The sequence below is a fragment of the Streptacidiphilus sp. PB12-B1b genome (assembly GCF_014084125.1).
GTDB lineage: Bacteria > Actinomycetota > Actinomycetes > Streptomycetales > Streptomycetaceae > Streptacidiphilus.
Window position 1 is genome coordinate 710,936 of record NZ_CP048405.1, and the last position, 26,823, is coordinate 737,758.

Consider the following 26,823-nt stretch of genomic DNA (forward strand, 5'->3'; position numbering starts at 1 on the left):
GCTCCGAGCTGGGTGGCTGGCGTGGACGTGACGGCGGTCACCCCGGCCGGTGGGGCGCGGCGTCCCTGACGGACGCGGCGGCCCCGGCGGGCGGTGCTCCCCGGGGCGTGCGGCCCACGGGGCGCGTGGTGACGCGGGCACCAGCAGGGACGCCGGGCCGCCCCCGGACGGTTGCACCTGCGCACAGGCCGGGCACAGGGGCTTCCTATGAATCCTCGGCCAACTCCGCCACCCCGGTGATCCGGTGCAGGCTGAACGTCCGCATCTCCTCGCGCAGCTGGTCGTAGGCGGTGACGAAACCGCCCGCCACCCGCACCGGCTCCACCACCTGCTGGCTGGCCGAGCCCTCCGCGTTCACATAGCCGATCCAGACCCGCTCGCCGGTCAGCACCGCCGTCTGCAACGCGGCCAGGGTCTCCGCCGCCGCCGTGCGCGGCAGCTCCGACGGGGGGTGCTCGGGCTCCCGGCGCACCGCCGTCGCCGCCCGGTCGCCCGCGCGGACCGCCTTCACCGCCGCGCCCAGCATCGCCTCCGAAACCGGCGGCGGACCGTCCGGCACCGGCGCGGGCGCGCTGCGCGGGGGCGTGCGCCTCGCGTCCGGACGCGAGATCAGCACGTCGCCGTCGGGCGACTCCGCCGCCGGGGCGTAGCCCATCGCCCGCAGCTGGGCCAGCACCGACCCCGGGTCGGCCTGCGCCGCCAGCACCGTCGGCGCCAGCCTGCGCAGCCGCAGCGAGGCCGCCCGGCGGTCCGCCAGCAGCTCGCTCAGCAGCGCGTCGTCGTCGCAGCGCAGGTACGCCGAGGCCGCGCCGACCCGCAGCCGGCCGTGCCGCCGGGCCACGTCGTCGATCAGGTAGCTCAGCGGCTGCGGCACCGGCGTCTGCGAGTGCCGCGCCAGGAAGGCGTGCAGCTCGTCGGCGCTGCGCCCGGCGTCCAGGGCCCGGCGCACCGACTCCGGGGTGAAGCGGTAGACGGTCGCGCCGCCCTTGGACTCGATGTCGGCGGCGACGGCCAGGGTCTGCGCCAGCGGGGTGTGCAGCGGGCCGGGCGCGATGGCGGTCAGATCGGGTTGCAGGATGACGTGGTCCAGCGGCTCGGGCAGCAGCGGCGCCAGCGCGGCCACCACCCGTTCGTCGGCCGCGCGTTCGGCGGCCGGATCGCCGCCCGCCGGTACCGCGTCCAGCAGCAGCGCCGCGTAGGAGGCCGCCGCGCCGCGCCCGGTCAGGCCCAGCTGCTCGGCCTCGGTGAGGGTCCAGCCGACCAGCCGGTCCCGGGTCGCGCCGCCGCGCAGCGGGCTCTGCCACTGGATCCGGGCCAGCAGCGAGGCCCGGTCGGCGGCCGAACCGGGGGCCAGCTCGGCCAGCCGCAGCAGGACGGCCCGGCGCACCTCGGGCGCGATGGCCCGGTCCAGGCCTTCGCCGAGGGCCGACAGCACCTTGTCCTTGGCGTCCTTGGTGCCCGCGAGCGCGGCCACCCGGGTGCCGGCCAGCCAGCTGCCGACCAGCAGCAGCCAGCGTTCCGCGACCCGCCGGCGCAGCCACTCGTCGTACAGCGGGGTGGGCATCCAGCGGTCGGTCCAGGCGTCGGCGGCGGTCCTGGTCTGGGACGCCTCGGCCCGCGCGCCCTGGGCCTCGCCGCTGGCCAGCAGCCCGGCGCCGAAGGCCAGCTCCAGCCAGAACGCGGTCTCCGGCTCCGGCAGGTCCAGCGCGGTCGCGGTGCGGCGCAGCTCGCGGACGCCGAGGCCGCCGGTGCGCAGCACCGCCGGGGCGTCGGTGCTCCACAGGTCCAGCGCCTCCTCGACGGTGCGGACGGCGGTGAACGCCCGCGCCGCCGCCGCCCGGTCGGTCTGCGCCGGGTCGTGGACGGCGACCGCTTCCACCGCCGGCGGCCTGGCCTCGACGTGCTGGTGCGCCCGCCCGCCGCGCAGGTGCAGCGCCACCTCGCGGGGCAGCACCACGTTCTCCGGCCCGGCCGGGAGCAGAACGCCGCGCGCCTGCAGCCACTCGACCGGGGTGCGGGCCTCGGCGGCGCGGACGGCCCGGGGCTGGGCGCCGCCGTACGGCGGCCCCCACATCAGCCGCCGCAGCACGTCCTTGACGCCGGGGACGGCTCCGGCCAGCAGCGCCTCGGCGCGGGCGTGGTCGGCCCACAGGGCAGTGAGCGCGGCGACCGCGCTGACCGGGTCGTGGGTGGCCGGGAGCCCGGCGTCGGCCAGCATGTCCTGCAGCCGCCCGGGGGAGAGCCCGGCGGACGCCTCGGCGAAGGTCGGCCCGAGGCCGGTCGGCCCGGGGGTGCCACCGGCGGGCGCGAGCACGTCGCGGACGGTGCGGACCAGCCGCAGGCCCTGGTCCGGGCCCCAGACCAGGGCCTGGGTGCGCAGCGCGGCCAGCGCGGCGTCCGGATCGGCGCCGCCGAGGAGGCCGACCAGGGTCGCCCGGGGGCAGTCGTCCGGGGCGACGGCCAGGGCCTCGGCGGTCTGCAGGGTGAAGCGGTCGAGCCGCTCCAGGGCGCGGACCACCGACGCCTTGGTGGAGAGCCGGGTCGACAGCTGGGTCAGGTCGCCGGGCACCGGGTGCAGCAGGTCCGGCCGGGAGCGGAGCAGCGCGGTCAGGCCGTCGTCCGGCCGGGCGCGCAGCTCCTCCGCGAGGGTGCGCGGCGCGGCGGTGCTGCCGGACTTACCGTTTCTTCGGCTGCTCATCCGATCCAGGCTAGCCGCTCGCGGTGGCGGGGGGCACAGCCCGCGGGACCGGGCCCGCGCCGCGGGCGGCCGACGGCGGGTCGGCGGGGGTCGGCGGCGGGGCCCGGCGGCGCGGGTCGGGACGCGCGGGCCGGGACGCGCGGGCCGGGGCGCGGCCGGGGCGGTGGCGGGCCGCTGCCGGGGCGGGGGCGCGTTCGGGTGCGGCGGGCGTAGCCGCGGGGATCTCCGGGTACGCACGCTGACAACCAGCAGGCCGCCCTAAGCTTCTGGGAGCTTCCGGGGTTCCTCGGCAGCCGGGCGCCGGAGGGGGAGGGCAGTCGTCGTATGGGTATCGAGAGCGACCAGATCGTCTACGACTACCTGAGCCGGGTCGGCGACCTGGCCCAGGCCACCTCGCTGACCGCGGCCGAGCGGGCGCGGCTGGTCACCGGGCTGCGGCAGGCCATCGACGGGCAGCGCGGGAGCGCCCCGGCCGGGTCGCAGCGGACCGAGCAGGCGGCGGTGCGCCGGATCCTGTCGGACATCGGCACGCCCGCCGACGTCGTCCGGCAGGCGGTGCACGGCGGCGTGCCGCAGGCGGCGGACGACGCGGGCGCCCCGCCCGGCGGCGGGTCGGCTGCCGGGGTGCCCGCGTCGATGGAGGCCGTCGGGCTGGCGAAGCGCGGCGGGCGGCTGTGGGGCCGCACCGAGGGGCCCTCGGTGCCGGTGCCGGGCGGCTCCTCCGGGGCCGGACCGGGCGGAGCGGACGCCGGCTCCGGGCCGGACGACTGGTGGCGGACGGCGCACGAGGAGCCGGCCGGACGCCCCGTCAGCGAGTCCATCGCCGCCTCCAGCGGTGAGCTGCCCGGCTGGCGGGCGGTCTACGAGCCCGACTTTCTCGACCCGGGCGCGGACGAGCGGGCGGCGCGCATCCCCGCGCAGCGGCAGTACCCCGGCGGGACCGTCGCCGACGAGCAGGCCGCGCAGGCGGCGGAGGCCGAGGAGCGGGAGGAGCCCGAGGAGCCGGGCCCGGCCGGGACCGGGCAGGCCGTGCCGGGCCCGGCGGTGCTGTCCGCGCGCCGGTTGCTCCGGCTGCGGCGGTCCGCGCCGCCGGTCGTCCCGCAGGCCGCACCGCCGGTGCTGGTGCAGGCGGTGCCGCGCGGGCCGCTGCCGCTGGTGGAGAGCCTGGCCGTGCTGGTGCTGCTCGCCGCGACCGCGCTGGGCCTGTGGTACGTCGCCGTCTTCGGCTGGTTCCTCGCCTACACCTCCCGGCGGCTGGGCCAACGCATCGGCCGCACGGCCGGGTTGTGGCTGCCGCTGGCGCTCGCGGCGGTCTTCGGCTTCAACCTGTACTCGCAGGCGCACGGGCGGCCGGGGCACCCGGAGACTCATGCCGCGTTCACCGCCGCGCTGCACACGGCCGTCGCGCTGTGGCTGCGGCTGGCCTCGGGCGTCTCCGCGGCCTTCCTCGCCTGGCAGATCAACCGCCGCCGCTAGCAACGGGTTCGGCCGTCGCGGGGCCGGTCGCGGTGGTGATGCGGACGGTGGTGCGGCGGGTCAGCACGCCGTCCACGTACAGCCGTTCGACCACGGCGAAGGCGGCCCGGCGGGCCTCCTCGCGGCGGTCGGCCGGGATGCGCTCCAGGGCGGCGCGGCGGCCGGAGGCCCAGGCCGAGGCCCACCACTGGTCGGCGTCGATCCGGGCCACGTGCTCGCCCTCGACCGTGGCGACCTCGGTGAAGCCTGCCGCGGCGAGGGTGCCGGTGATGCCGTCGACGGTGTCGAACCGGCCGTTTCCGCCCTTGACCGTGGTCGGTGCGCCTGCCGGGGGCGGGTCCTGGAAGGCCAGGGCGGCGTCCAGGGCCTCGGCCCAGCCGGGCTCGGCCGGGCCGAAGGTGCTCATGGCGAACCGCCCGCCGGGCACCAGCACCCGGCGTACGGCGGCGAGGGCGGCGTCCGGGTCCGGTGTGATGAACATCATCAGCCCGGCCAGCACCGCCTCGAAGGAGTGCGCGGGGAAGCCCGGGTCCTCGGCGTCGCCGACCCGGACCGCGACATTGCGCAGTCCGCGCCGGGCCGCCTCGTCGGCGGTGGCGTGGACCATGGCGGGGGAGAGGTCGATCCCGGCCGCGTAGCCGTCCGGGCCGACGGCCTCGGCCGCCGCGAACAGCACCGCACCCCGGCCGCAGCCGAGGTCCAGCACCCGGTCGCCGCGGCGCAGCCCGGCGGCGGCCGCCAGCCGGGTGCCGAGGGTGGTGAAGAAGCCGCCGCTGCCCGTGCCGTACTCGTGGGCGACCAGGTCGAACCCCTGGGCGATGGCCGCCTTGCGGCCGCTCCTCGCCCACGGCGCGGGGGTGGCCGCTGCTGTCTGCGCTGCCTGCTCTGCTGTGGTCGGCATCCTGCCATGGTGACCACGGGTGACGTACGTCACAAGTGCTGTGACAGGGCGAATCCGGACCGTGTGCATGCGCACCGCCCGGCCGACGGCGGCTCCGGACGATGGCATATAGGTGATATATCCCGATTGTCCGGCCCTCTAGAGTGGCCGACATGAAGGAAACCGCGCACTTCACCGTCGGCTTCGACCTCGACATGACCCTGATCGACTCGCGTCCGGGCATCAAGACCGCCTACGACCTGCTGGCCGCCGAGACGGGCGTGTCCATCGACTCGGACCTGGTGGTCAGCCGGCTCGGGCCGCCGGTCGAGCTGGAGATGGCCAACTGGTTCCCGGCCGACGCGGTCCAGGCGGCGTCCGACCGGTACCGCGCCATCTACGCCGAGCACGCGGTCGCCGGCTGCACCGCCCTGCCCGGCGCGTACGAGGCGCTGGCGGCGGTCCGCGCCCACGGCGGCCGGTCGGTGGTGGTCACCGGCAAGTACGCGCCCAACGCCCGGCTCAACCTGGACGCGCTGGAGCTGGAGGTCGAGGCGCTGCACGGGACCGTCTTCGGCCCGGACAAGGGCCTGCGGCTGCGGGAGGAGGGGGCCGCGATCTACGTCGGCGACCACCTCGGCGACATCCAGGGCGCCCAGGCCGCCTCGGCCGTGGCCGTCGGCGTCGCCACCGGCCCGTACGACGCCGCGGCGCTGGACGCGGCCGGGGCCGACATCGTCCTGGCCGACCTCACCGCCTTCCCCGCCTGGCTGGCCGACCACCTGCGGCAGACCGCCTGACCGGGCCGACCGCCTGTACCGGCCCGACCGCCTGACCGGGCCGAGCCGAGCGGCCCGAACCGGCCGACCCGGGCGGCGGTGGCGGCTAGCTCGCCTGGCCGGTGCGGACCGGGCCCCGGCGCTGGCTCCGCGCCGACTTCAGCAGCCCGACCAGCGCGACGGCGAAGCCCAGCGGCATGACCATGCAGACGAAGTAGGCCGGCGTCGGCAGCCTGGTCAGGTGCAGGAACAGCGGCGCCACCGTGACGACGGTGGCCACGGCGCCGATCAGGAAGAGGATCGCGCCGACCCGGACCAGGGCGTCGCCGGGCTGGGGAGTTTCGGTAGTCACAGCACCACGATACGTCCGCCGCACCGCCGTTCCCGCCCGGTCCGCCCCGTTCGAGGGTTACGCCGTCACGTGGCACGGGTATGCACGTCACACACGGGGACGGCACCACTACACGGCGGCGCCTGCCCCCACCGCAGACCGATCGGGGGTGCACCATGACAGCGGCGAGACGGCTCCGGCGCACCGCTCATCCCGGCGCCCCCTCGGAGCCGGGGCTCCCTCCGGGGGAAATCGTTCGATCACCCCGCTGCCGGCCTGGGACAATGGCCCGGCTGTGAACCACCTGACGCCCCGCTGAGGCGGCCGTCCGGCGAGGCGCAGCGCCCCCGCAGTCCCGCAGTGCCCGCAGTCCCGTACGTCCCCGCTCCTCCTTTTCCGCTCTCCCCGACTCACCAGCGACGAGGTCCCCGATGCCCACGGGCAAGGTCAAGTGGTTCAACGCCGAGAAGGGCTTCGGCTTCCTCTCCCGCGACGACGGCGGCGACGTCTTCGTGCACTCCAAGGCGCTGCCGAGCGGCGTCGAGGCGCTCAAGCCCGGTCAGCGGGTGGAGTTCGGCGTGGTCGCCGGGCACCGGGGCGACCAGGCGCTGTCCGTGACGCTGCTGGAGGACGCCCCCTCGCTGGCCGCCGCCAACCGCCGCAAGCCGGACGAGCTGGCCCCCATCGTCCAGGACCTCACCACCACGCTGGAGAAGATCCTGCCGGGCCTGCAGCACGGCCGGTACCCGGAGAAGCAGCAGGGACACCAGCTCGCCACGGTGCTGCGCGCGGTCGCCGACCAGCTGGACGTCTGACGCCGCCGGGCGTCCGACCAGGCCGGGCGTCCGACCAGGCCGGGCGACCGCCCCCGGTCACAGCCGTGCGGCCCCCGGCGCCTCGAGCGCCGCCGGGGCCGCACGCGGCCGTCGGGCCGGTCAGCCCGCCGCCGCGCCCGGGAAGTCCAGCGCCCCCGGCGCCGTCGCGGGCACCAGGCCCGCCGCCGCCGCGCGGTCCAGCAGCCCGTGGACGGCCGCATAGCCGTCCGGGCCGAGATCGGCCGTGAAGTCGTTCACATACAGCGCGATGTGCTGGTCGGCGACGGCCGGGTCCATCTCCTGGGCGTGGGCCAGCACGTACTCCCTGCTGTCCGCCGGGTGCGCCCAGGCGTGGGCGACGCTGGCGCGGATCGCCTCGGCCAGCCCGCGCAGCCGCTCCGGGCCGAGCGAGCGCCGGGCGATGATCGCCCCCAGCGGGATCGGCAGGCCGGTCGCCGCCTCCCACGCCTCGCCCATGTCGGCCAGCGACCGCAGCCCGTACTGCTGGTAGGTGAAGCGGGCCTCGTGGATGACCAGCCCGGCGTCGACCTTGCCGTCCCGGACGGCGGGCATGATCTCGTGGAACGGCAGCACCACGATCTCGCCCAGCCCGCCGGGCACCGCCTGCGCCGCCCACAGCCGGAACAGCAGGTAGGCGGTGCTGCGCTCGCTGGGCACGGCGACGGTCTTCCCGGCCAGCGCGGCGGGGTCGGCCGGGGCGTCCGGGCCGGTGAGGACCAGCGGGCCGCAGCCGCGCCCCAGCGCGCCACCGCAGGGCAGCAGCGCGTACTCGTCCAGGACGTACGGCAGCGCCGCGTACGAGATCTTCAGCACGTCCAGCTCGCCGCGCTCGGCCAGGCCGTTGGTGACGTCGATGTCGGCGAAGGTCACCTCGGGCGCGAGGTCGCCGGGGACCAGGCCGTGGGCCCAGGCGTGGAAGACGAAGGTGTCATTGGGGCAGGGCGAGTAGGCCGTGCTGAGGCGGGTCGTCATGCGGTCCCTCCCGGAGGTGCGTCGTGGGACGGTGCGGTCTGCGGGCCCCCGCGCGGGTGCGCCTGGGACGGCTGTGCCTGCTGGGACAGGTCCGGGTACGGCAGGTTCCGGTACGGCAGGTCCCGGTACGGCAGGTCCCGGTACGGCAGTGCGGCGAAGGCCCGTTCCAGGGTGGCGAAGGCGTCGCCGATGCGCCACGCCGCCCGGTCGCGCGGGCCGACCGCGTTGGAGACGGCGCGCAGCTCCAGCACCGGGGTGCCGTGCGCGGCGGCGGCCTCGGCGACGCCGAAGCCCTCCATCGCCTCGCCGACCGCGCCGGGGTGCCCGGCCGTCAGCTCGGCGGCGCGTTCCGCGCTGCCGGTCACGGTGGAGACGGTGAGCACCGCCCCGACCGCCGTGGGCAGGCCCGCCGCGCGCAGGGCCCGGGCGACCGCCCCGGCGTGCGCCGTCTCGTGGCGGACCCGGCCGAAGCCCAGCTCGGTGACGCTGGCGAAGCCGTCCGGGGTCTGGGCGCCCAGGTCGGCGGCGACGATCGCGTCCGCGACCACCGCGCAGCCCAGCGGAGCGGCCGGGGCGAAGCCCCCGCAGATCCCGGCGGAGACGACCAGCGCGTAGCCGTCCACGGCCAGGGCGGTCGCCGTACCGGCCGCCGCCGCTGCCGGGCCGACCCCGGCGGCGAGCACGTCCACCGGGCCGTGCCGGTGCAGCAGGTGGCCGCCGGGCAGCCGGGCCTGCGTCGGCTCGGCGTCCGGCAGCGCCGCCCCGACGCCACGAAGCACCGCCGCCGCTTCGGGAGCGACGGCGGTGACGACGAGCAGTCGGGGTGCGGCCGAGGTCACCGGGTCAGGAGCCCTTGACCTTCAGCTGGAACAGCCACTCGCCGTAGACCGGGGCGTTGGGCGAGGTCGACGAGCGCTGGCCCTCGATGATCAGCACCGGGCCGTTGTCGGCCAGCGAGGCCGCGCCGGTGCTCTGCGAGGTCGAGGTCAGCACCGGCGTCACCGACAGCGGACCGGCGTACGCGTGCTTGGTCACCGGGACCAGCTGGCCGTTCTGGCCGCCGGCGGTCCAGCCCTTGTTGGCCGCGAGCTGGTCCAGGTTGATCGAGAACGTGCTGTTGGTGTTGGCGATCGTGATCGTCTTCAGCGCGCTCGGGCTCGACAGCTGCTTCTGCACGAGGGCCGTGCAGGCGGCCTGCTGCTTGGCGGTCAGCGGCTTGCCGGCGTTGTAGCAGAGCGGCTTGAACTGGGTCCACGTCGAACCGGTCAGCACAGCGGCGTTGGGCACGGGCTTGCCCTTGCTGTTGGCGACAGCGACGGAGGCACCGACGGTGGCGACGCCCACGACGGCGACGGCTCCGAGGGCGAGGACAGCGCGGTTGATACTCATGGTGCTGAGGCTACCTGTCGTCGGCGATCAAGCCACGTCGGGGGCGGCCGCGACCCGCCGCCCGGGGCGCGGCAGCCGGATCAGGCCCCGCGTCGTCAGCAGCAGCGACAGTGCCAGGATCCCCGCCGCCACGCCCGCCCCGATCTGGCCGACCAGCGGCAGCACGATCCCGATCCCGCCGCCGATCACCCAGGTGAGCTGCATCAACGTCTCCGAACGGGCGAAAGCCGAGGTCCGGACGCGTTCCGGGACGTCCCGCTGGATCAGCGAGTCCAGGGCCACCTTGCCCAGCGACTGGGTCACCCCGGCGACCCCGGCGAGCAGGGTGATGGTCAGTACGCCGTACGCGAGGGCCGCCGCGAGGGCCGAGGCGGTCGCCACGGCCAGCAGGAATGTGATGAGCATCTCAGGTCCCCGGGCCGCCCGCAGCCAGGAGCCGAGCGCCGTCCCCAGGGTGTTGCCCAGCCCGAGCGCGCCCACCACCAGCCCCAGCGCGACCGTGGACTTGAGCCCGCCGACCGGGTGCTCCCGCAGCAGGAACGCCAGGAAGAAGGTCAGGAACCCGGACAGACCGCGCAGCGTGCCCTCGGCCCCCAGCGCCAGCACCACGGACGGCCCGACCGAGCGCAGCCGCAGCTTCGGCTCACCGGGCCCGGCGGCGGCGTCGCCGCCCGATCCGCGCTCGTCCCCGGCCGCTCCGGTTGCCCCGGTTGCCCCGCCCGCCCCGGCTTGCCCGGCTTTCCCGAACGCGACCGCTTCGGCTGCCCGCGCGCGGGCGTCCGTGTCGGCCTGGGTGGCGTGCAGCAGCGCGCGCTGCTCGTCCTTGGCCACGTCCACCTTGTGCGGCAGGTGGAACGCCAGCACCGCCCCGGCCAGGTACACCAGGAAGGCCCCGCGCAGCGGCCACTCCGGGCCGATCAGGTGCAGCGCGCCGCCGATCCCGCCCGCGACGGCGGTGGCGATCAGCCCGGCCAGCGTCACCCGGGAGTTGGCCTTCACCAGCGTCACCCGCCGGGGCAGCAGCCGGGGCACCACCACGCTGCGCACCACCCCGTACGCCTTGGAGGCCACCAGCACCCCCAGCGCCTCCGGGTAGATGGTGAGCGCTCCGCCGGTGACCGAGCTGGTCATCATCCACGCGATCGCGGCCCGGGCCAGCATCGACATCGCCATGGCGCTGCGCCGCCCACTGGGCAGCCGGTCCAGCAGCGGGCCGATGACCGGGGCCAGCAGCACGAACGGCGCCATGGTGATCAGCAGGTACAGCGCGACCCGGCCCCGGGCCTCGCCGGTCGGCACCGAGAAGAAGATGGTGGACGCCAGCGCCACCGTCACCATCATGTCGCCCGCGGAGTTCACCGCGTGCAGCTCGATCAGCTTGGCCAGCCCGGACTCGCCCGCGCCCTCGGCCGAGGTGGCCCGGCGGATCCGCCGCCCGGTCGCCCCCACCGCCTGGCCGGTGCCGGCGGCGGTCGCTGACGCGCCCCGGTGCAGGCTGCGCAGCAGCCGGGCGCGGCGCGAGCGCGACCTGGCCGGGGTGAACGGCGGCAGCGCGCCGCCCCCGCCCTCGCCCCCCGGATCGGCAACGGTCGCCCGCCCCTCTCCTCCCGCCGGTCCGGACGGGGAGGGGCTGTCCGTGCCGCCGGCGGCGTCCTCCGGCGGCCCTGCGTCGGCCACCCTCCCATCCTGCCTGATCGGACGCCCCGTCACGCGCGTTTTCGGCACCCGAATCGGCTCGTGGCCGGTCCGGTGACCACGCGCCACGGGAAAGAGGTACTGTCCGGCGTGGCGGGCCAACCGGTAGCGTGCCCTGTGTCTGCTGGTCGGTCGCGCCCCGTTCGTCCCGCAGAATGGACGGTCAAACACCATCCGGCAGGCATCCCGCGCCATGCCACTGGGAGCCGGTGGCAATCCGGGACCAAGTCTTGGGAGAGAATCGATCCTGTGATGAGTGCTGCGACGACGCGAAGCCGTACCCCCGACCGGCTGTGTGCCGAGGCCGTCGAATTTGCCAGGGCCGCCGCCGTTGAGGCTGCCGGCGAGGCGGCTGTCGGCGAGCACCTGGGCACGGACGCTGAGGGTGAGCGGGTCGTCACGCACTTCTTTGCGACCCGCGAGTGGGCGTACCGGGGCTGGCGCTGGGCCGTGACCGTGACCCGCGCCTCGCGGAGCAAGCTGGTGACGCTGGACGAGACCGTCCTGCTCCCGGGCCCGGACGCGATGGTCGCGCCGCAGTGGGTGCCCTGGAGCGAGCGGCTGCGCCCCGGCGACATGGGCCCCGGCGACCTGCTGCCGACCGACGAGGACGACCTGCGGCTGGAGCCCGGCTGGAGCGGTGCGGACGAGCCCGCCCCCAATTCGGCGCTGGTCGCCGACGCCGAGGCCCTGGTGGGGGGCGTCGCGGCAGCCGAGGAGGCCGCTGAGGCGGCTGAGGCCGGAGCCGCAGGCTCTCGAGTCGCCGAAGCTGGAGCCGCCGGGACCGGTGCGGACGGCGAGCCGCTGGCCGCGCCGACCTCCCGGGGGGCCATCGCCGCTGTCGCCGAGGAGCTCGGCCTCGGCCGGGCCCGCGTGCTCTCCCGGCTGGGCCTGCACCTGGCGGCCGACCGCTGGGAGAAGGACTTCGGTGCGCACACCCCGATGGCGCAGGCGGCCCCCGCCCACTGCTCCTCCTGCGGCTTCCTGGTGCCGATCGCCGGAACCCTCAGCCAGAGCTTCGGCATCTGCGCCAACGAGTTCGGCCCGGCCGACGGACGCGTGGTCGCCCTCGACTACGGCTGCGGCGGCCACTCCGAGGCGGCCGTGGTGCCTGCCCCGCAGCAGCCCGCTCCGCCGGTCCTGGACGAGTTCACCGTCGAGCCGATGCCGCTGCACCCGGACCCCGACAGCGGCTCGGTCACCGAGACCGACCCGGCCGAGGAACTCGGCCACAGCTGACCACAGGTGCCATGTGACCGACCGTCAGCTGACGGTCGGTCACATGGTGATGAACAGTCAGCACCCTTGACCGGCAGGCGCGTTCACTCGCCGATGTCCTCGAACCACAGCTCCGGCCGGTCCGCGATGAACTCCCGCATCAGCGCCGTGCACTCCGGGTCGTTCAGGACGACGACCTCCACGCCGTGCTGCGCCAGCCACTCGTGCCCGCCGTGGAAGGTCTCCGCCTCGCCCACCACCACCCGGCCGATGCCGAACTGCCGGACCAGGCCCGAGCAGTACCAGCACGGCGACAGCGTCGTCACCATGGTCGTCCGGGCGTAGCCGCGCAGCCGCCCGGCGGCCCGGAACGCCGCCGTCTCGGCGTGCATGGACGGGTCGTCGTCCTGCACCCGGCGGTTGTGCCCGCGCCCCAGCAGTTCGCCCTCCGGGCCGAACAGCGCCGCCCCGATCGGGATGCCGCCCTCCGCCAGCCCGAGCCTGGCCTCCTCGACGGCAGTCCCCAAGAGTTTCGCAAAGTCGGTCATGCCACCCACTTTCCCCGCCCGGAAACACCGGGGCAACGTGCGGAAAGTACGCTCCAGCCGTCCCACCCCCCGACACCCCGTCCCCCCGGCGGTCCCCACCCCGGCCGTCCGCGCCCCACCCGGCCGACCCAGCTCCGCTCCGCCCCCGCCTCGCCGGGGCCCGCGTCCCGCCCCGCCAACCCCCACCCGGCCGTCCGCGTCCTGCTCCGCCCGCTCCGCCTGCTCCGCCCGCCCCGCTCCGCCGACCCCGCTCCGCCCCGGCCTCGCCGGGCCCGCGTCCCGCTACCGCCACCGCCGTCCCCGCCCCGGGAGCCCCCGCCATGGCCGCACTCACCCTCCGCGAGATCCTCTCCTTCGACGTCCTCGGCGCCGCCGCGCCCGAGATCCTCTGCGGCGAACAGGAGCTGGACCGGCCCGTGCGCTGGGTGCACTCCAGCGAGATCTACGAGATAGGACCGCTGCTCTCCGGCGGCGAGCTGCTGCTCACCACCGGCCTCGGCCTGGCCGGCGCGGACGCCGGGGCCCGCCGCCACTACGTCCGCGAGCTGGCCGAGCGCGGCGTCGCCGGGGTCGCCGTCGAGCTGGGCCGCTCGCTCACCGAGATGCCGTACGAACTGCTGGACGAGAGCCGCCGCCGGGGCCTGCCGCTGGTGGCGCTGCGCGCGGTCGTCCCGTTCATCCGGATCGCCGAGGCCGCCAACACCGCCATCGTCACCCAGTCGCTGACCGACCGGCCCTACCCCGCCGCCGACCGCGACGGCCGCGCCGCCGCGCTCCTCGCCGATCTGGCCGAAGGCACCGCCCGCAGCCAGCCGGAGGTGCTGGCCCGGGCGCGCGCCCTGGACTTCCGGCCCGACCGCACCCACCGGCTGCTCGGCGTCGCCGCGACCGGCACCGGCGCGGACGCCGCCCTCGACCGCGCCGCCCTCGCCCTGGACGCCGAGCTGCTGCGCGCGCCGGTCACGGGCGGCCTCGCCGCGCTGCTCGCCGTCCCGGCCGGGGCGCAGGACGCCGTCCGGGCCGCCCAGGCGGCGCTGACCGCCGGCCCGCCCGCCGGATACACGCTGGCACTGGGCCCGGCCTGCCCCGCCGACGCGGCCTGGAGCCGCTGGGGCGAGTCGCTGCGCGAGGCCAGGACCGCCCTCGGCCTGGCCCTGACCGTCCCCCCGGCCGAACCCGCCCCCCGCAGCGGCGCCCTGGTCACCTCCTCCCGCGCGCTGGCGCTGGAACGCCAACTGACCGGCGACGGCCTCACCCCCGCCTCCCGCGACCGGCTCGCCCACCTGGTCAGCCGGGCCCTGGGCCCGCTGCTGGAGTGGGAGGCCGCCCACCCCAGCGACCTGGTCCGCACCCTGGAGGTCCACCTCCGCAACGGCTGCAGCCCCACCCGCACCGCCGCCCTGCTCCACGTCGGCCGCCAGTCCCTCTACCAGCGCCTGGACCGCATCGAATCCCTCCTCGGCCTCCCCGTCACCGCCCCCGACTCCCACACCGAACTCCTCCTCGCCACCTGCGCCCACCGCCTCCTCCGCGCCCAACCCTGACCACCTCAGCGCACAGCGCATCGAGCCGTTCAAGCGGGCGGCGGCGTCACCGTCGGTTGGCCGCCGGGGAGTTCAGGCGGTGGCCGGTTCGGTGGCGGGTTCGGTGGCGGGGGTGGGGGTGGTGCGTAGGGCGGGGAGGAGGCGGAGGGACAGGTAGAGGAGGGCGGCGAGGACGAAGCCGGTTTCGAAGGCGATGTCGCCGATGGCGGGGACGTGCTTGGCGACCAGGCCGACGTACTCGGTCTGGTTGGAGAAGAGCCAGACGCCGAGGGCGGTGCCCAGCGCCATGGCGATGGGGGCGGACCAGTTGCGGTGCGCGGTGGACTGGAGCAGCGCGGCGATCGAGCTGTCGGACTCCTTGCGGCGCAGGTAGCGGTCGACGAACGTGACGGCCAGCCAGGGGCCGATCCAGTAGGTGATGACCAGCAGGAAGTTGTTGTACTTGGTGGCGGAGTCGCTCAGCCCGGACCAGGCCAGGGCGGTGCCGAGGACGCCGAACGCCACCGAGACCCAGGAGCGGCGCAGGAACGCGGGCAGCTTGATGCCGGTGGCCAGGAAGGACAGCGAGCCGGAGTAGATGTTCAGCGCGTTGGCGGCGATGCCGCCGACGGCGATCGCCAGCAGGGTGAGATCGGCCAGCCAGGTGGGCAGGGCGTAGGTGAACGCGGCGGTGGGGGAGAGGGTTGCGGCGACCTTGGCCGGGATCAGCACGGTCGCCGAGGCCGCGCCGACGATCTCCAGCAGCACGCAGGAGAGCAGCACGCCGAGGCCCGGCCACAGCGCCACCGCCCACCTGGGCGCGGTGCGCGGCAGGTAGCGGGTGTAGTCGGAGCCGTACGGGGTCCAGCCGGCGGCGTAGCCGAAGGTCGCGCCGACGGTGAGCAGGAAGGCGCCGGGGAAGGCGTGGGAGCCGTCGGCCGCGCCGATGTGGGACTTGCTGAGGATGACCCCGGCGGCGACCAGGAACACCAGCGTCAGCGCCGGGAAGGCGTACCGCTCGGCGCTCTGGATGAAGTTGTGGCCCAGGTAGGCCAGCGTGACCTGGAGGATCACCACGATGAACAGGCACAGCAGCAGCGGCCAGCCGAGCAGCGTGTTCAGCGCGTACGCGGCGCTGACGCTGTTGACCGCGAACCAGCCGATGCCTGCGGTGACCGCGTTCAGCACGGACGGCAGCATGTTGCCGACGAAGCCGAAGGCGGAGCGCCCGGCGACCATCTGCGGCACGCCGAAGCGCGGCCCGCTGAGCCCGAGGAAGGCGTGGGCCACGGCGCCGAGGGCGGTGCCGAGGACGATGGCCAGGACGGCGGACCAGAAGCCGAGGCCGAAGACGCCGACGGCGAGCACGCCCACGAAGACGGTGGCGAACTCCATGTTGGGGGAGGTCCAGGTCCACAGCAGGCTGAGCGGCCGGCCGTGCCGGGCCTCGTCGGGGACGGGTTCGGCGCCGGTGGGTTCGACGGCGAGGACGTGGTCGCCGTACGCGGAGATCTCGGTGGGGGCGGCGGTCATAGGGTCAGTGTCGGGGTGCGCCCGCATCCGGTAAACGGTCGGAACGACGGCTCTGCCCGGCGTCCGGGCGTACGTTTCGTACGTAGCGGCGGACGCGGCGGCGCCCAGCCGGGGTGCCCCGGGGTGCCGTTACGGGGCAGCCTACCGAGTGGCGGATACTGACAGGCATGGCATACGACGATCTTCGGTCCTTTCTACGGGCACTGGAACGCGAGGGCGACCTCAAGCGGATCACGGTGGAGGTGGACCCGTACCTGGAGATCGGTGAGATCGTCGACCGGGTGCAGAAGGCCAAGGGCCCGGCGCTGCTGTTCGAGGACGTCAAGGGCGCCTCGATGCCGCTGGCGATGAACGTCTTCGGCACCGAGCGGCGGCTGGCCAAGGCGCTGGGCCTGAAGGGCGCGGAGGAGATCGCCGAGAAGATCGCCGGGCTGCTGAAGCCCGAGCTGCCGCACGGCTTCACCGGCGTCCGCGAGGCGTTCGGCAAGCTGGCCGGGATGACGCACGTGCCGCCGCGCAAGGTGAAGCAGGGCGACGCGCCGGTGCAGGAGGTGGTGCTGACCGGGGACGAGGTGGACCTGGAGCAGCTGCCCGCGCTGTTCACCTGGCCGGGGGACGGCGGCTCGTTCTTCAACCTGGGGCTGACCCACACCAAGGACCCGGACAGCGGCGTCCGCAATCTCGGGCTGTACCGCTTGCAGCGGCACGACCGGCGCACCATCGGCATGCACTGGCAGATCCACAAGGACAGCCGCAACCACTACGCGGTGGCCGAGCGGCGCGGCGAGCGGCTGCCGGTGGCGATCGCCTTCGGCTGCCCGCCGGTGGTGACGTACGCGGCGACCGCGCCGCTGCCCGGCGACATCGACGAGTACATGTTCGCGGGCTTCGTGGCCGGTGAGCGGGTGCGGATGGTGGACTGCCGGACGGTCCCGCTGCAGGTCCCGGCCGACGCCGAGGTGGTGCTGGAGGGCTGGCTGGAGCCTGGGCAGATGCTGCCGGAGGGCCCGTTCGGCGACCACACCGGCTTCTACACCCCGCAGGAGCCGTTCCCGGCGCTGACCATCGACTGCGTGACGATGCGCCGCCGCCCGCTGCTGCAGTCCATCGTGGTGGGCCGGCCGCCGACGGAGGACGGCCCGCTGGGCAAGTTCACCGAGCGCTTCTTCCTGCCGCTGCTGAAGATCATCGTCCCGGACATCGTCGACTACGACCTGCCCGAGGCCGGCGGCTTCCACAACTGCGTGATCGTCTCGATCGACAAGAAGTACCCCAAGCACGCGCAGAAGGTGATGCACGCCATCTGGGGCGCGCACATGATGTCGCTGTCCAAGCTGATCGTGGTGGTGGACGCCGACTGCGACGTCCACGACTACCAGGAGGTGGCCTGGCGGGCGCTGGGGAACGTGGACTACAGCCGCGACCTGTCGGTGGTGGAGGGCCCGGTGGACCACCTGGACCACGCCTCCTACCAGCAGTTCTGGGGCGGCAAGGCGGGTATTGACGCCACCCGCAAGCTCCCCGAGGAGGGCTACACCCGCGACGGCGGCTGGCCGGAGATGATCGAGTCCGACCCGGACACAGCCAAACGGGTGACAGCCCGCTGGAAGGAGTACGGACTGTGAGCGCCATCGCCTACGACGCCCCCTCGACGGGCAGGACCAGGGCGTTCCTGCGGCTGGTGATGATCGAGCACTCGGTCTTCGCGCTGCCGTTCGCCTACATCTCCGCGCTGACCGCGATGTTCCTGGTCAACGGGCATGTGCACTGGCTGCAACTGCTGCTGGTGACGGTCGCCATGGTCGGCCTGCGCACATTCGCCATGGCCGCCAACCGGATCATCGACCGCGAGATCGACGCCCGGAACCCGCGCACCGCCGGGCGCGAGCTGGTCACCGGAGCAGTGACGCTGCGCACCGCGTACGCGGGCTCGGCCGTCGCGCTGGTGGTGTTCCTCGGCGCGGCCGCGCTGCTGAACCCGCTGTGCCTGGCGCTGGCGCCGATCGCGGTGGTCCCGATGGTGGTCTACCCGTACGGCAAGCGCTTCACCGACTTCCCGCACGCGATCCTCGGCCTGGCGCAGGCGATGGGGCCGATCGGGGCCTGGCTGGCGGTGACCGGCAGCTGGTCCTGGGACGCGGTGGTGCTGGGGCTGGCGGTGGGCGTGTGGATCGGCGGCTTCGACCTGATCTTCGGCTGCCAGGACGTCGCGGCGGACCGGGCCGACGGCGTCCGCTCGGTGCCGGCCCGGTTCGGCGTGGACGCGGCGCTGTACGGTGCGCGGGCCGCGCACGTGGTCACCGTGGCGCTGCTGGGCTGGTACGCGGTGCTGACCGACGCCGGCTGGGCCTTCTGGATGGGGCTGGCGGTGGTCAGCGCGGCCTTCGTCTACGAGCACTCCATCGTGAAGCCCGGCGACCTGTCCCGGCTGAACCGGGCGTTCTTCCAGGTCAACGGCTTCGTCGGGGTCTCCCTCTTCGCCTTCGCGCTGCTGGACCTGGTGCTGCGCGGGCTCGGCGTCTGACCCGCCCGTCACAGGCGGCCGAGCCGGGTCAGTCCAGGTGGTGGCGGCGGGCGTAGTGGGCGGCGGCGACGCGGTCGCGGGAGCCGGTCTTGGTGAAGACCCGGTTGATGTGGGTCTTCACCGTGTTGCCGCTGAGGAACAGCTCGGCCGCGATCTCGGCGTTGCTGTGCCCGCGCGCCAGCAGGGTGAGGATCTCGGCCTCGCGCGGGGTCAGGCCGTCCGGCAGCGGCTGCGGCGGCTCGCCGGGACCGGGAGCGGCGGACGCGGCCTGGTCCGCCCGGTCCGGGGCGGGGCCGGACGCCAGCACCACGGCCTGGACCTTCGGGTCCAGCACGGTGTAGCCGCCTGCGGCGCTGTGCAGGGTCCGGGCGATGTGCGCGGACTCGGCGTCCTTGGTCAGGTAGGCGCGGGCGCCCGCGCGCAGCGTGTCCAGGACCGAGCTGTCGTCCGCGTAGGTGGTCAGCACCACGACCGCCACCTGCGGGAAGTCCGCGGTGAGCCGGCGGGTGGCCTCGGTGCCGTCCATGACCGGCATGTGCAGGTCCAGCAGGACGGCGTCCGGGCGGTGCTCGGCGACCTGCTCCAGGGCCTGCTGCCCGTCGGCGGCGGTGCCGACGACCTGGATGTCGTCGCGCAGGTCCAGCATCAGCGCCAGCGCCTCGCGGATGCTGGCCTGGTCGTCGGCGACCACGATCCGCAGCGGCGCGTCCGGGCGGTTCACCGCGGGGCCCGGGCGGTGACGGTCCACCGGTCGTCCTGGGGGCCGGCGGTCAGCGTGCCGCCGATCAGCAGCAGGCGCTCGCGCATGCCGGTCAGCCCGTAGCCGCCGTTGACGGTGGCGAAGGCGGGGGCGCCCGGGCGGGCGTCGCCCAGCGGGTTGCTGACGGTCAGGGTCACGTCGTGGTCCTCGTAGTGCAGGGCCAGCGCGACGGGCCGGCCGGGGGCGTGTTTGGCGGCGTTGGTCAGGGCTTCCTGGGCGGTCCGCACCAGGCACAGGATCTGCTCGGGCGGCAGCGGCCCGGCGGACCCGTCCACGGTGAGGTCGACCGGGCTGTGGTGCTGCTGACGGTGGCTCTCGGCCATCGCCGTCAGCGCCTCGGGCAGCGGCGGGACGTCGGTGCGCAGCGCCTGCACCGCGCGCCGGGTCTCGACCAGGCCCTCGGTGCTCAGCCGCTGCGCGGTGGCCAGGATGTCGTCCGCACGCCCGGGCTCGTCGTGGGCGAGCAGCGCGCGGGCGGTCTGGATCTGGATGTTCAGCGCGCCCAGCGAGTGCGCCAGGACGTCGTGGATCTCGCGGGCGATCCGGGCCCGCTCGTCCAGGACCGCCGCCCGCCGCTGCTCGGTGCGCAGCTGTTCGGACTTGGCCAGCAGGACGGCGTTCTGGTCGGCCCGGACCCGGTAGGCCCCCCGGTTGTGCCCGGCCAGCAGGGCCACCAGCACCAGCAGCGGATAGCCCAGGATGACGCCGCGCCCGGCGCCGGTGACCAGCGCGCCGGCCTCGATGGCCAGCACCCCGCAGGCGGCCACCGTCCAGCCGGTGGCCAGGGGGGTCTCGCTGCCCGCGGCGATGACCGCGATCATCGCCAGCCCGGGCAGCGAGGAGCCGTGCGCGTAGGCGCTGGCGAAGCCGCTGGCCACGGCCATGGCGGCGAGCAGGAACGGCAGCAGCCGGGACGCCCGGGCGGCCTCGGCGCCGACCCGGTGGTCCAGCAGGCCCCACCCGGCCAGGGCCACCCCGCTCAGGGCGTAGCCGACCGCCGTGACGACCAGCGCCGTCCGGTCCGAGGCCGACGCCTGGACGAAGGTGTCGATGCCGATCAGCACGAACGCGACGGCCCGGATCAGCCAGGTCACCGTACGCAGCACAGACCCACGATACGGGGCCCCGGGCGCCCGGTCGTCGCCGTCCGGCCGGGCGGGCGCCGCCGCCGGGTGGTCGGGGTCCGGCGTCAGCGCGCTGACCTGCGGCCGGACCGCCGCGACCGCCCCGGCGCCGGTCCCGGTCCCGGACGTGGTCGGGGCGGTCGGGGCGGTCCGGGTGCCGGGCCGGGGCGCGGTGGCCGCCCGGGGGGCCGGCCCGGTCACCGGCGTCCGCCCCGGCGGTCGCGGCGGGCCGCGCGCCGCTGGTCGCGGTCGCGCTCCGGCCGGGCGGCCGGGACCGGGCGCCGGGCGTACGGGGCGGTGGGCGCGTCGTCGTCGCCGAAGGCCGGACCGTCGGGCCGGGCGGACCGGCGGACGTCGGCGGCGCGCTCGGCGAAGCACTCGGTGAATCCGTCGCCGGAGCGGCTGCCCGGGCGGCTGCCGACCCGACCGCCGATCCGGCTGCCGGAGCGGTCGGCGAACCGGTCGGCCAGGCGGCCGGAGGAGAGCAGGCCGGAGGAGAGCAGGCCGGAGGAGAGCAGGCCGGAGGAGAGCAGGCCGGAGGAGAGCAGGCCGGAGCGCAGGCCGCCGGAGCCGGACGGGAAGGTGGAGCCGTCCTTCTCCGGGGCGAACGGCACCGGGCCGCGCATCGCCCGGGGGGCGATCGCCAGCGCCTGGCCGACCCGGTTGGCGCCCAGCACCATCAGCAGCGGCGCGGTGGAGGCGGCGACCTTGGCGTCCATGCCGTGCGCCACCGCCGTCATCAGCAGCCGGGAGCCGATCAGCGCCACCCACCACAGCAGGCCCCGGGCCGGCATCCGGCCCCACAGCACCCCGTCCCGGGCCTCCAGCCGCATCGAGCGTCCCTGGCCCAGGCCGATGGCCACCGCGATCGCCGTGCCGACCGCCAGGCAGACGATGTCGGCCGCGCCGGGGTGGACGCCGTGCTTGGTCAGCGACAGCACGCCGACGCCGGTCAGCACCAGCGGCAGCACGATCAGCTTCTTGCCCCGCAGCGGCTCGCCCATGAGCTGCCGCACGATCACCCAGACGACGACCGCGATCGCCAGCAGGACTTCCAGGACGCCGTTCATCGGGACTCCTCGGTGAGAGCTGGTGGGCCTCAGGCGGCCACGGCCACCTGCGTCGATGCCGTCCACGCTAGGAGCGGGGCCACCCCCGGCACGTCACCGCGCACGGTGACCGGCGGGGTGACCCTGCCGCCGCGCGCGGCCCCGGCGTAGTACCAGGGACCACCCCGGGCGGCGGCCGGATCACCCCGCCGGTCACCGCGGGCGGCGACGCCCGGGGCCCCCGCCGTCGCGGAGTCTGAAGGGGCCGGAGCGAACGACCGCCGGCACCCCCCAACCGATCCGAGGCTGTGATCCCATGTCTGCTCTCACCCAGGCCATGCTCATCAACGTCGTCGTCCTCTTTGCGATCCTGGAGGCCGACGCCGGCCCGCACCGCAAGATCGGCGCGTTCCGCATCCTGCGGCCGCTGCTGACGGCGGGTGTGATCGTGCCGCTGTTCATCAAGGGCCTCACCACCCAGGGCGCCGGGCTGGCGCTGGAGATCGGCCTGACCGTGGCCGGGCTGGTGTGCGGCGCGGCGGCGGTGGCGCTGACCCGGGTCTACCGCAGCCCGCGCACCGGACGGCCGGTCAGCCGGGCCGGATGGGGCTACGCCTTCCTGTGGATCGGCGTGATCGGCGCCCGGATGGCGTTCTCGTACGGCTCCGTCCACTGGTTCCCGACCCAGCTCGGCACCTGGATGGCGACGCACCACATCACCTCCGCCGCGCTGACCGACGGGCTGCTGCTGATGGCCGTCGGGATGATGCTGACCCGCACGCTGGCGCTGGCCTTCCGCGCCTCCGCCGTCCGCCACGTCCCCGCCGCCATCCCGGCCTGACCAGGGCCGGAACGCCGGTTGGGCCGGGGGCGCGGGTAGGGTCGGGGCGTGGAGTCGAGCGGAGCGAGTGTGCGGCGGCCGTGGGTCGTCGGAGTGTCCGGGGCGTCCGGGACGCCCTACGCGGCGGCCGTGCTGCGGGGCCTGCTGGCCGCCGGGGAGTCCGTGGACCTGGTGGTCAGCCGGGCGGCCCGGCTGACCGTGCTGGACGAGACCGGGATCGCCTTCCGCGACGCCCACTGGCAGCAGGACCTGCGGGAGTGGCTGGAACGGCCGCTGGACGCCGACCAGCCGCAGGTGGGCCCGCTGGACGGGATCCGCCACTGGCCGGCCGGCGATCTCGCCGCCGGGCCCTCCAGCGGCTCCTACCCGGTCAAGGGGATGCTGGTGGTGCCGTGCAGCACCGCCTCCGTCGCCGGGATCGCCCTGGGCCTGTCCAAGGACCTGCTGCAACGCGCGGCGAGCGTCACGCTCAAGGAGCGGCGGCCGCTGGTGGTGTGCGTCCGGGAGACCCCGCTGAGCGGGCAGACCCTGCGGCAGCTGGTCGCGCTGGACGACGCCGGGGCGGTGGTGCTGCCCGCCGCGCCGGGCTTCTACGCCGGAACCCGCAGCGCCCAGCAGCTGGTGGACTTCGTGGCCGGCCGGGTGCTGGACGCCGCCGGGGTGCCGCACGGCCTCTACCGGCGCTGGCAGGGCGAGTTGGGCGGAGCCCTGACCGAGGCCCCGGCCGGGCCGCCGACCGCGCCCGGACCGAGGGCGGAGTGAGGCAGGTCACGTCGGGCAGGTATCGTCATTGGGATGGCAGGGCCCACAGCTCTGGACGCTTTCGATCCAGATAGTGTCGGTGGGTTCCCCCAACGATCGGAAGGCCCAGGTTTTTCACATGGACGCGGTGGACAGGCAGCTCATCCAGGCACTGCGCGAGAACGGCCGCGCCTCGTACGCGGAGCTGGGACGACTGGTCGGACTGTCCGGCCCCAGCGTCACCGACCGCATCAACCGCCTGGAGCAGGCCGGGATCATCACCGGCTACCGGGCGACGGTGAACCCGGCCTCGCTGGGCCTGGGCGTGACCGCCCTGATCGGCCTTCAGCTCTCCGACGCCGCCGACCACGACGACGTCGCCCACCGGCTGCACGACCTGACCGAGGTCGAGGACTGCTGGTTCATCGCGGGCGACGACTCCTACATGCTCAAGGTCCGGATGCCGGACGTGGACGGCCTGGAATCGATCGTGAAGCGGCTCTCCGGCACCAAGGGCGTGGCCCGGACCAGGACCACCGTGGTGCTCTCCACCAAGTGGGAGAACCGGGCGACCGAGCTCCCCGACACCGACGTACTGACCGAGCGGAAGGCGTAGCCCCCGTGGCCCTGGTGACCCTGGACGATCTGCGGGACGCACAGAAGCGCATCCTGGGCGCGGCCGTCCGCACCCCGCTGATGCCCTGCCCCTGGGCCGGGCACGGCGGGCGCACGCTGCACCTGAAGCCGGAGAACCTCCAGCCCACCGGGGCGTTCAAGATCCGCGGCGCCTACAACCGGCTGTCGGTGCTCACCGCCGAGGAGCGGGCCCGCGGCGTCGTGGCCCAGTCCAGCGGCAACCACGCGCAGGCGGTGGCCTACGCCGCCCGGGCGATGGGCATCAAGGCCGTCATCGTGATGCCGGACAACTCGCCCGCGGTGAAGGTCGAGAACACCCGCTCCTTCGGCGCCGAGGTGGTCCTGGTGCCGATGGGCGTGCGCGACACCACCCCGGCCGAGCTGGTCGCCGAGCACGGCTACGTGTGGGTGCCGCCCTACGACGACCCGTGGATCGTCGCCGGGCAGGGCACCGTCGGGCTGGAGATCGCCGACGACGCCACCGCGCTCGACCTGGACCTGCGCACCGTGCTGGTGCCGGTCAGCGGCGGCGGGCTGATCAGCGGGGTCGCGGCGGCGCTCAAGCTCAGCATGCCCGGGGTGCGGGTGGTCGGCGTCGAGCCGGAGCTGGCGGCCGACGCAACCGAGAGCTTCCGCAGCGGCGAGCGCCGGATCTGGCCGTTCGAGCTGACCCAGCGCACCATCGCCGACGGGCTGCGCACCACCTCGCTGGGGGTGCTGCCGTGGGAGCACGTGCAGGCGTACGTGGACGACATCATCACCGTCACCGAGGACGAGATCCGCGACACGGTCGGGGTGCTGGCCCGGCGCGCCCGGATCGTGGCCGAACCGGCCGGGGCGGTGGCCACCGCCGCCTACCTGCACCACGCCGACGAGCTGCCGCACGGGCGCAGCGTGGCGGCGGTCGTCAGCGGCGGCAACGTCGAGCCCTCGCTGCTCGGTGAGCTGCTGGCCTGGCCGAGGGCGTAGGCTCATCGGGATCGCCGCAGCACCGGCGAGGCAGGACAGGCGTTGCAGGACAGGCGTTGCGGCACAGGCAGGGAAGGGCTGAGGGCGGATGGACGCAGGACTCAAGCGTGAGCTGGAGGCGAAGGTCTACGCCGGGGAGCGGTTGTCCCGCGAGGACGGCGTCGCCCTCTACGAGACGGACGACCTGGCCTGGCTGGGCGGGCTCGCGCACCACGTGCGGACGCGGAAGAACGGCGACGTCGTCCACTTCAACGTCAACCGCCACCTCAACATGACCAACGTGTGCAGCGCCTCCTGCGCGTACTGCTCGTTCCAGCGCAAGCCGGGCGAGAAGGACGCGTACACCATGCGCATCGAGGAGGCCGTGCGGCTGGCCAAGGCCATGGAGAACGACCAGCTCACCGAGCTGCACATCGTCAACGGCCTGCACCCGACCCTGCCGTGGCGCTACTACCCGCGCTCGCTGCGGGAGTTGAAGAAGGCGCTGCCCGATGTGGCGCTGAAGTGCTTCACCGCCACCGAGATCCACTGGTTCGAGAAGATCTCCGGCCTGTCCGCGAGCGACATCCTGGACGAGCTGATCGACGCCGGGCTGGAGTCGCTGACCGGCGGCGGCGCGGAGATCTTCGACTGGGAGGTCCGGCAGCACATCGTCGACCACGACACCCACTGGGAGGACTGGTCGCGGATCCACCGGCTGGCGCACTCCAAGGGGCTGAAGACCCCGGCGACCATGCTCTACGGCCACATCGAGGAGCCCCGGCACCGGGTGGACCACGTGCTGCGGCTGCGCGAGCTGCAGGACGAGACCGGCGGGTTCCAGGTCTTCATCCCGCTGCGCTACCAGCACGACTTCCACGACTCCAAGGACGGCGTGGTCCGCAACCGGCTGCAGGCCCGGACGACCATGGCCACCGGCGCGGACATGATCCGGACCTTCGCCGTCTCCCGGCTGCTGTTCGACAACGTGCCGCACGTCAAGGTGTTCTGGGTGATGCACGGACTGGACGGCGCGCAGCTGATGCTCAACCACGGCGCGGACGACATGGACGGCTCGGTCGTCGAGTACAAGATCACCCATGACGCGGACGGCTTCGGCACGCCCAACAAGCTCAGCCGCGAGGACCTGCTGGACCTGATCCGCGACGCCGGCTTCCGCCCGGTCGAGCGCAACACCCGCTACGAGATCATCCGCGAGTACGACGGCCCGGACGCCGACCGCCGGGAGACCCCGCAGCTGATGCGCTTCTGAGGCGGTTCCGTGGCCCTGATCTTCACGCTCGACCCGCAGCTCACCCCCGGGCTGCGGGACGAGATCACCACCCTGTGGACCGACGTCTCCAACGCGGACGGCGCGGTCGGCTTCGTGCCGCCGGTCACCGCCGCGCAGGTGCGGCCCACCGCCGACAAGCAGTTCGCGGGCGTCGCCGACGGCCCGGACCGGCTGCTGACCGGCCGCGACCCGGCCACCGGCGGCTTGGCCGCCGTGCTGTTCTTCGAGGACCAGCGCTTCGACCTGATGGCGCACTGGCAGCTGCTCAAGCGGGTCATGGTCGCGCCGGAGCACCAGGGCCGGGGCTACGGCGCGGAGCTGCTGGCCGAGGCCGAGCGGCTGGCGCGCGCCTGGGGGCTGAGCGGGCTGCGGCTGACCCTGCGCGGCGGCCGCGACCTGGAGACCTTCTACGCCCGCTCCGGCTACAAGGAGGTCGGCCGGGTTCCCGGCGCCATCCGGGTCGCCCCGGGCGAGGAGTACGACGACGTCACCATGTGGCTCGACCTGCGCTGACCCGCCGGGCCACCCCTCGGTGAAGATCCCCCCGCCGCGCGTGCTGTACTGGACGTCGGGTGAAGTACTCGGAAACTCGGGAAAGAGAAGACAGCGCCGTGACCAAGTCGCACGCCACCCTCCGCTACACCTCCATGCGGACCAGCATCTTCGGTGCCTGCTTCGTGATCGCGCTGGTGCTGGCCCACTTCGGCATCCTGCCGGTCACGGCCGGCGTCTCCGGGGTGTTCCTGCTGCTGCTGCTCGCCGGCATCGTCTCCGCGCCGCTGAGCTACGTGGTGCTCAGCAAGCAGCGGGACGCGATGTCCGCGCAGATCACCGACACCATCCAGAAGCGCCAGGCCCGTCCGCGGAGCATGAAGTCCCGCTTCGCCGCCGACGCCGCCGCCGAGGACGCCATCGACGACGCCCTGCGCGCCGACCAGAGCGCCTGACCCGGTCAGGGCCCCAGCGAGGCGACGGATAGGCTCAGCACCGTGAACCCCAAGACCCGTACCAGGATCGTCAGCGGCGCG

At 74.9% G+C, this 26,823-nt stretch carries 26 protein-coding genes; 14 read left to right on the forward strand and 12 right to left on the reverse strand.

The genetic code is table 11. The annotated features are described in order from the left end of the window. Positions 1-205 precede the first annotated feature (205 nt). Positions 206-2,698, reverse strand: coding sequence for a helicase-associated domain-containing protein (locus GXW83_RS03355; RefSeq protein WP_182441415.1), 2,493 nt, complete (start codon positions 2,696-2,698; stop codon positions 206-208). A gap of 324 nt (positions 2,699-3,022) precedes the next feature. Here GXW83_RS03355 and GXW83_RS03360 point away from each other — a divergent pair, with 324 nt between their 5' ends. Next, entirely contained in the window at positions 3,023-4,174 is a 1,152-nt protein-coding gene (locus tag GXW83_RS03360; RefSeq protein ID WP_182441416.1) for a hypothetical protein, read from the forward strand. Here the strand turns inward: GXW83_RS03360 and GXW83_RS03365 are convergent. Next, positions 4,158-5,075, reverse strand: coding sequence for a class I SAM-dependent methyltransferase (locus GXW83_RS03365; protein WP_182441417.1), 918 nt, complete (start codon positions 5,073-5,075; stop codon positions 4,158-4,160). The genes GXW83_RS03360 and GXW83_RS03365 overlap by 17 nt on opposite strands. 152 nt (positions 5,076-5,227) lie before the next feature. On the opposite strand from GXW83_RS03365, the gene GXW83_RS03370 reads away from it, so the two are divergent. After that, on the forward strand, positions 5,228-5,854 hold the full coding sequence (locus tag GXW83_RS03370) for an HAD family hydrolase (RefSeq protein ID WP_225446728.1): 627 nt from the start codon (positions 5,228-5,230) through the stop codon (positions 5,852-5,854). A gap of 85 nt (positions 5,855-5,939) precedes the next feature. Here GXW83_RS03370 and GXW83_RS03375 read toward each other — a convergent pair whose 3' ends face one another. Continuing rightward, on the reverse strand, positions 5,940-6,185 hold the full coding sequence (locus GXW83_RS03375; protein WP_182441418.1) for a hypothetical protein: 246 nt from the start codon (positions 6,183-6,185) through the stop codon (positions 5,940-5,942). A gap of 410 nt (positions 6,186-6,595) precedes the next feature. On the opposite strand from GXW83_RS03375, the gene GXW83_RS35015 reads away from it, so the two are divergent. After that, complete coding sequence (locus GXW83_RS35015; protein ID WP_182441419.1) at positions 6,596-6,979, forward strand: cold-shock protein; 384 nt, start codon at positions 6,596-6,598, stop codon at positions 6,977-6,979. Positions 6,980-7,099: 120 nt separating this feature from the next. Here GXW83_RS35015 and GXW83_RS03385 read toward each other — a convergent pair whose 3' ends face one another. The 4 genes from GXW83_RS03385 to GXW83_RS03400 are packed head-to-tail and all read right to left on the reverse strand — an operon-like array spanning position 7,100 to position 10,864. Next, positions 7,100-7,972, reverse strand: coding sequence for a 1,4-dihydroxy-6-naphthoate synthase (locus GXW83_RS03385; protein WP_182441420.1), 873 nt, complete (start codon positions 7,970-7,972; stop codon positions 7,100-7,102). After that, on the reverse strand, positions 7,969-8,811 hold the full coding sequence (locus tag GXW83_RS03390; protein WP_182441421.1) for a futalosine hydrolase: 843 nt from the start codon (positions 8,809-8,811) through the stop codon (positions 7,969-7,971). Before GXW83_RS03390 ends, GXW83_RS03385 begins: the two co-directional genes overlap by 4 nt. Positions 8,812-8,815: 4 nt before the next feature. Continuing rightward, positions 8,816-9,361 carry a hypothetical protein gene (locus GXW83_RS03395; protein WP_182441422.1) on the reverse strand — a complete coding sequence of 182 codons (546 nt, stop codon included), beginning with the start codon at positions 9,359-9,361 and terminating at the stop codon, positions 8,816-8,818. Between the two features lie 27 nt (positions 9,362-9,388). Next, the gene (locus GXW83_RS03400; protein WP_370466855.1) at positions 9,389-10,864 is read right to left on the reverse strand and encodes an MFS transporter; all 1,476 of its coding nucleotides are present in this window, start codon (positions 10,862-10,864) and stop codon (positions 9,389-9,391) included. A 444-nt stretch (positions 10,865-11,308) separates the two neighbouring features. Here GXW83_RS03400 and GXW83_RS03405 point away from each other — a divergent pair, with 444 nt between their 5' ends. After that, positions 11,309-12,295 (forward strand): DUF3027 domain-containing protein, encoded by a 987-nt coding sequence (locus GXW83_RS03405; RefSeq protein ID WP_182441423.1) that lies wholly within the window; start codon positions 11,309-11,311, stop codon positions 12,293-12,295. Between the two features lie 83 nt (positions 12,296-12,378). Here GXW83_RS03405 and GXW83_RS03410 read toward each other — a convergent pair whose 3' ends face one another. Continuing rightward, complete coding sequence (locus GXW83_RS03410; RefSeq protein WP_182441424.1) at positions 12,379-12,822, reverse strand: nucleoside deaminase; 444 nt, start codon at positions 12,820-12,822, stop codon at positions 12,379-12,381. Positions 12,823-13,142: 320 nt separating this feature from the next. Here GXW83_RS03410 and GXW83_RS03415 point away from each other — a divergent pair, with 320 nt between their 5' ends. Next, on the forward strand, positions 13,143-14,366 hold the full coding sequence (locus GXW83_RS03415; protein ID WP_182441425.1) for a PucR family transcriptional regulator: 1,224 nt from the start codon (positions 13,143-13,145) through the stop codon (positions 14,364-14,366). A 72-nt stretch (positions 14,367-14,438) separates the two neighbouring features. Here the strand turns inward: GXW83_RS03415 and GXW83_RS03420 are convergent, their stop codons facing one another. Continuing rightward, positions 14,439-15,878, reverse strand: a complete 1,440-nt coding sequence (locus GXW83_RS03420; protein ID WP_182441426.1) for a cytosine permease — start codon at positions 15,876-15,878, stop codon at positions 14,439-14,441. Between the two features lie 167 nt (positions 15,879-16,045). Here GXW83_RS03420 and GXW83_RS03425 point away from each other — a divergent pair, with 167 nt between their 5' ends. Together GXW83_RS03425 and mqnP are read left to right on the forward strand one after the other, a co-directional pair. After that, the gene (locus tag GXW83_RS03425) at positions 16,046-17,503 is read left to right on the forward strand and encodes a menaquinone biosynthesis decarboxylase (RefSeq protein ID WP_182441427.1); all 1,458 of its coding nucleotides are present in this window, start codon (positions 16,046-16,048) and stop codon (positions 17,501-17,503) included. Further along, positions 17,500-18,402 carry a menaquinone biosynthesis prenyltransferase MqnP gene (mqnP, locus tag GXW83_RS03430; RefSeq protein ID WP_225446729.1) on the forward strand — a complete coding sequence of 301 codons (903 nt, stop codon included), beginning with the start codon at positions 17,500-17,502 and terminating at the stop codon, positions 18,400-18,402. The genes GXW83_RS03425 and mqnP overlap by 4 nt, the downstream gene beginning before the upstream one ends. A 28-nt stretch (positions 18,403-18,430) precedes the next feature. On the opposite strand, the gene GXW83_RS03435 is transcribed toward mqnP, so the two are convergent. The 3 genes from GXW83_RS03435 to GXW83_RS03445 are packed head-to-tail and all read right to left on the reverse strand — an operon-like array spanning position 18,431 to position 21,356. Continuing rightward, a complete protein-coding gene (locus tag GXW83_RS03435; RefSeq protein WP_225446730.1) occupies positions 18,431-19,150 on the reverse strand; it encodes a response regulator transcription factor in 720 nt (239 codons plus the stop codon). After that, the gene (locus GXW83_RS35020; RefSeq protein ID WP_182441428.1) at positions 19,120-20,487 is read right to left on the reverse strand and encodes a sensor histidine kinase; all 1,368 of its coding nucleotides are present in this window, start codon (positions 20,485-20,487) and stop codon (positions 19,120-19,122) included. The genes GXW83_RS03435 and GXW83_RS35020 overlap by 31 nt, the downstream gene beginning before the upstream one ends. Next, positions 20,484-21,356 carry a hypothetical protein gene (locus tag GXW83_RS03445; protein ID WP_182441429.1) on the reverse strand — a complete coding sequence of 291 codons (873 nt, stop codon included), beginning with the start codon at positions 21,354-21,356 and terminating at the stop codon, positions 20,484-20,486. Before GXW83_RS03445 ends, GXW83_RS35020 begins: the two co-directional genes overlap by 4 nt. Before the next feature lie 295 nt (positions 21,357-21,651). Here GXW83_RS03445 and GXW83_RS03450 point away from each other — a divergent pair, with 295 nt between their 5' ends. The 7 genes from GXW83_RS03450 to GXW83_RS03480 all read left to right on the forward strand — a co-directional run bounded on the left by GXW83_RS03450 (position 21,652) and on the right by GXW83_RS03480 (position 26,742). Continuing rightward, a complete protein-coding gene (locus tag GXW83_RS03450; RefSeq protein ID WP_182441430.1) occupies positions 21,652-22,176 on the forward strand; it encodes a hypothetical protein in 525 nt (174 codons plus the stop codon). A gap of 48 nt (positions 22,177-22,224) precedes the next feature. Then, positions 22,225-22,938 carry a UbiX family flavin prenyltransferase gene (locus GXW83_RS03455; RefSeq protein WP_225446731.1) on the forward strand — a complete coding sequence of 238 codons (714 nt, stop codon included), beginning with the start codon at positions 22,225-22,227 and terminating at the stop codon, positions 22,936-22,938. Between the two features lie 118 nt (positions 22,939-23,056). After that, complete coding sequence (locus GXW83_RS03460; RefSeq protein WP_182441431.1) at positions 23,057-23,533, forward strand: Lrp/AsnC family transcriptional regulator; 477 nt, start codon at positions 23,057-23,059, stop codon at positions 23,531-23,533. Between the two features lie 5 nt (positions 23,534-23,538). Next, the gene (locus GXW83_RS03465) at positions 23,539-24,522 is read left to right on the forward strand and encodes a threonine/serine dehydratase (protein WP_182441432.1); all 984 of its coding nucleotides are present in this window, start codon (positions 23,539-23,541) and stop codon (positions 24,520-24,522) included. A gap of 88 nt (positions 24,523-24,610) precedes the next feature. Then, on the forward strand, positions 24,611-25,774 hold the full coding sequence (gene mqnE / locus GXW83_RS03470; protein ID WP_182441433.1) for an aminofutalosine synthase MqnE: 1,164 nt from the start codon (positions 24,611-24,613) through the stop codon (positions 25,772-25,774). Between the two features lie 9 nt (positions 25,775-25,783). Further along, the gene (locus GXW83_RS03475; protein ID WP_182441434.1) at positions 25,784-26,308 is read left to right on the forward strand and encodes a GNAT family N-acetyltransferase; all 525 of its coding nucleotides are present in this window, start codon (positions 25,784-25,786) and stop codon (positions 26,306-26,308) included. Between the two features lie 98 nt (positions 26,309-26,406). Then, positions 26,407-26,742, forward strand: coding sequence for a DUF4229 domain-containing protein (locus GXW83_RS03480; RefSeq protein ID WP_225446732.1), 336 nt, complete (start codon positions 26,407-26,409; stop codon positions 26,740-26,742). The last annotated feature ends 81 nt before the right edge of the window (positions 26,743-26,823 follow it).

Excerpts from the sequence above, each read along its gene's own strand:
- GXW83_RS03445 (WP_182441429.1), bottom strand. The coding sequence starts at position 21,356 with ATGAACGGCGTCCTGGAAGTCCTGCTGGCGATCGCGGTCGTCGTCTGG.
- GXW83_RS03460 (WP_182441431.1), top strand. The coding sequence starts at position 23,057 with ATGGACGCGGTGGACAGGCAGCTCATCCAGGCACTGCGCGAGAACGGC.
- mqnE (WP_182441433.1), top strand. The coding sequence starts at position 24,611 with ATGGACGCAGGACTCAAGCGTGAGCTGGAGGCGAAGGTCTACGCCGGG.
- GXW83_RS03395 (WP_182441422.1), bottom strand. The coding sequence starts at position 9,361 with ATGAGTATCAACCGCGCTGTCCTCGCCCTCGGAGCCGTCGCCGTCGTG.
- GXW83_RS03405 (WP_182441423.1), top strand. The coding sequence starts at position 11,309 with ATGAGTGCTGCGACGACGCGAAGCCGTACCCCCGACCGGCTGTGTGCC.
- GXW83_RS03425 (WP_182441427.1), top strand. The coding sequence starts at position 16,046 with ATGGCATACGACGATCTTCGGTCCTTTCTACGGGCACTGGAACGCGAG.
- GXW83_RS03355 (WP_182441415.1), bottom strand. The coding sequence starts at position 2,698 with ATGAGCAGCCGAAGAAACGGTAAGTCCGGCAGCACCGCCGCGCCGCGC.
- GXW83_RS03370 (WP_225446728.1), top strand. The coding sequence starts at position 5,228 with ATGAAGGAAACCGCGCACTTCACCGTCGGCTTCGACCTCGACATGACC.
- GXW83_RS03415 (WP_182441425.1), top strand. The coding sequence starts at position 13,143 with ATGGCCGCACTCACCCTCCGCGAGATCCTCTCCTTCGACGTCCTCGGC.
- GXW83_RS03410 (WP_182441424.1), bottom strand. The coding sequence starts at position 12,822 with ATGACCGACTTTGCGAAACTCTTGGGGACTGCCGTCGAGGAGGCCAGG.
- GXW83_RS03360 (WP_182441416.1), top strand. The coding sequence starts at position 3,023 with ATGGGTATCGAGAGCGACCAGATCGTCTACGACTACCTGAGCCGGGTC.
- GXW83_RS03450 (WP_182441430.1), top strand. The coding sequence starts at position 21,652 with ATGTCTGCTCTCACCCAGGCCATGCTCATCAACGTCGTCGTCCTCTTT.
- GXW83_RS35015 (WP_182441419.1), top strand. The coding sequence starts at position 6,596 with ATGCCCACGGGCAAGGTCAAGTGGTTCAACGCCGAGAAGGGCTTCGGC.
- GXW83_RS03385 (WP_182441420.1), bottom strand. The coding sequence starts at position 7,972 with ATGACGACCCGCCTCAGCACGGCCTACTCGCCCTGCCCCAATGACACC.
- GXW83_RS03420 (WP_182441426.1), bottom strand. The coding sequence starts at position 15,878 with ATGACCGCCGCCCCCACCGAGATCTCCGCGTACGGCGACCACGTCCTC.
- GXW83_RS03365 (WP_182441417.1), bottom strand. The coding sequence starts at position 5,075 with ATGCCGACCACAGCAGAGCAGGCAGCGCAGACAGCAGCGGCCACCCCC.